Raw genomic sequence first — 257 nt, 5'->3', positions numbered from 1 at the left:
GTTGACGACACCGTGATTTATAGTGGCGCCAGCATCAACGATATTTATCTTGAGCAACAGCAGCGCTATCGTTCCGATCGTTACCAGTTGTTAGGTAACCAACGTTTAGCTAACGCAATGGTAAATTATGTCGATCAATTTCTCATTGATTGTGACGCAGTTTCTAGTCTGTCTACAGCGACACCGTTAAGCACCCGAATGCTTAAACCTGCAATACGGCGCTTGCGAGTCACTTTGCAACGCGAACAATACAACTA

1 protein-coding gene is annotated in these 257 nt (G+C 44.7%); it reads left to right on the top strand.

Annotated elements, in window-relative coordinates:
- Positions 1–12 precede the first annotated feature (12 nt).
- A partial coding sequence (locus Q4528_RS14660) for a hypothetical protein (RefSeq protein ID WP_303522388.1) occupies positions 13–257 on the top strand: 245 nt, incomplete at its 3' end.

Origin of the sequence: Staphylococcus pasteuri, from assembly GCF_030547725.1 — a bacterium.
GTDB classification, from domain to species: domain Bacteria; phylum Bacillota; class Bacilli; order Staphylococcales; family Staphylococcaceae; genus Staphylococcus; species Staphylococcus pasteuri.
This window is presented reverse-complemented; position numbering and strand designations above follow the sequence as displayed.